Origin of the sequence: Flavobacterium solisilvae (genome assembly GCF_012911605.1) — a bacterium.
GTDB classification, from domain to species: domain Bacteria; phylum Bacteroidota; class Bacteroidia; order Flavobacteriales; family Flavobacteriaceae; genus Flavobacterium; species Flavobacterium solisilvae.
In genome coordinates, this window is the sequence record NZ_JAAMPT010000174.1 from 1 (window position 1) to 2,416 (window position 2,416).

2 protein-coding genes are annotated in these 2,416 nt (G+C 29.9%); both read right to left on the reverse strand.

The genetic code is table 11. The features are described from left to right. Positions 1-956 precede the first annotated feature (956 nt). Positions 957-1,562: a hypothetical protein gene (locus G6042_RS00855; RefSeq protein WP_169522382.1), complete on the reverse strand. Its 606-nt coding sequence runs from the start codon at positions 1,560-1,562 to the stop codon at positions 957-959. Between the two features lie 181 nt (positions 1,563-1,743). Continuing rightward, positions 1,744-2,208, reverse strand: a complete 465-nt coding sequence (locus G6042_RS00860; protein WP_169522383.1) for a DMP19 family protein — start codon at positions 2,206-2,208, stop codon at positions 1,744-1,746. Positions 2,209-2,416 lie beyond the last annotated feature (208 nt).

The window sequence follows — 2,416 nt, forward strand, 5'->3', positions numbered from 1 at the left end:
AGGTTTGTTTTTGATAAAAACGACCTATTTAAAGCTATTTTTAGTTCGTATCATTTTGGGAACAAATCAAACTACTTCAAAATATACCTTGGCTTAAAACCAATTTATAAGCTTTTAATTAGGTGAATTTGTATTGAAAATGAAGTTTTTTCACAACCTGACGTTCCGCCGCTTGGCGTCAGTGGCGTTGAACTAACACCAAGCCATTACAAATATAACAAAACATTCCATTCAGCAGCGGATTTTTCGTAGGAAAATCCAGAAGTAGCCATTGAAGCAAACCGCTGTTAGCAGTAGCCTTAATTTTTTTCAAGTTTTTTATAGACAGAAATTATGTCTTCCGAAATCGTTTGTAGAATTCCCTCCGAATTTATAATAAAAATTTGGGATTCATAATATTTTCCAGATTGTGCGGACCAATATTGTCTACAAGTTTGAATTGTATCATTGTAAATTCTATACTTTCCATGAATTACCATTTTGTTATAGCTTGATGAATCAGTTTGAGTAAAATAATCAAACTTTCCATTTCCATAAAATTTGATAGCAGGTCTATTTTTTTTGATTAGTTTGTTTTCATTTTTTAAAAAAATATCACTTGTGTCACGAACTTTACTAATAAGTTCCGTTTCTACATATAGTTTAGTAGTATCTAAAATTTTTTCTATTTGATAATTCCAATCCGATTTGCTTTTGAAACAGACTTTTTCAGTGGTTTTACATGAAAAGAATAAATGGGTGAAGCAAACGAATATAATAATGTATTTTCCGAATTTTGTCATTTTGCAGGATTTTTTCATAGGTTACTGCTAACGTTTTGCGGCTACAAGTAGTGGCGTAAACCATTACCAAGCCATAACAAATATAAACTTATTTTAGAAAATTCGGAGAATTTTCGGAATAGTACTGAACTAGCCATTACTTGTAACCGTTGTTAGCTGCTGCTTTTATTAAGTCTACCAAAATTTCCACCATTCTCGTTTGTTTTCTATTACTGTCTGTTTTTTAATTACGTTATATAATCTATCAAACTGTTCGGCAAGTTTTAAAAATTCTTCAGACCAACCATTTGATAGCGAAATCTCTTGATAAGTTGAAGTTGGAGCAAATTCCATATTAAGTTTGACTAACGTTTCAAAGTCACAAAATCTAATTTTTTCAATGTCAGTATTTAAGTCAATTAAGAATTCTTTTCCGTTATCATAACCAGCCCAAACTGTATCAGTTTCGTCTGTTGTCCAGCTTTTAATAGTTTCAAGAATTTGTCTTACTTTTTGAAAGTCTGAATAAAATGGAATTTTGTCAGTAAATAATTTAAATGTTTCCTTGTTGGTTATCTCTTCTAATTCAGTTAAAACGTTTTTTTTATATTCATAAGAAACAAGTCGTTTAGAAATTAGTTCTATATCTTGAAGTTTGTTTGTAATTAAATTCCAAGTATTGTCTAAACTATCTCCAAATACTGCTTTTTCAATTGGTCGATTGTTACGACAAATTCCGTCAATGTCACCACCATACGAATTGTAAATTTTTAGTTTCTCTATGTTTATAATGGTTTTCATAAAGTTGCAGCTAACGTCCCGCCGGCTTTGTGAAGTGGCGGTTTTTTTGTTACTGATGTTTACAAATATACCGAAAAGTTAGAGAGAAAAAACTTATTTCGGAGAAAGAAAAATATTCACTGACCATTACTGATAAATCCTTAAACCCGCCATTTCACAAAACCGCTGTTATGCACAGGTTTTATTTAAATTCAGATTTATTTTTCTTTACAAATTCCAATAATAGTCCACCAATATTTTCCTCATATTCATAGAATTTATCCTCAAGTGCATTCCATTTCTTTGATGTTTCTTCATCAACGTTTTCTAAAATATCTTGCCTTTTTTCATTATCTTTTGGAATTGGATTTACAGGAAATAATTTAAAAGCTTCCTCAATTATTTTAACTGTTTTATGGGCTCCAATTGTTTTGTAAGCTTGTAATGATTCCGAATAATAATCCCCACTTGTATTATAAAAATATTGATCAAATCCTCCATTATTTATTTCTGCTTCAAGCATTTCAACATAAATAAAAGTTTTTTCAGCTTCAGTTAAGTTTTCGAAATTATCTGAGGCTTCTGTTTTTTTCCAAACAATTTCTCCAACTGCTAATAGAGATTTTGTTTCGTCTTCGATAAGAAGTGCTTTTTCAATGTCATTCATTTGATTACAATTTGTAAACGGTAGAAAAAATAATAGTATGAAAAGTTTTGATTTCAATTTTTACGTTTCGTTTTTTTAAACTTGTGCATAACGTCAGACTGTGAAAAAACTTCCACAATCCTAGTACCAAATATAGTAAAATAGTTGTAAGAAAAAGATAAATTCATTATTTTTAGTGATGCAACATATACAAGGAATAGCTCGCAAC

Coding starts and splice junctions, on each gene's coding strand:
- G6042_RS00860 (WP_169522383.1), bottom strand. CDS start 2,208: ATGAATGACATTGAAAAAGCACTTCTTATCGAAGACGAAACAAAATCT.
- G6042_RS00855 (WP_169522382.1), bottom strand. CDS start 1,562: ATGAAAACCATTATAAACATAGAGAAACTAAAAATTTACAATTCGTAT.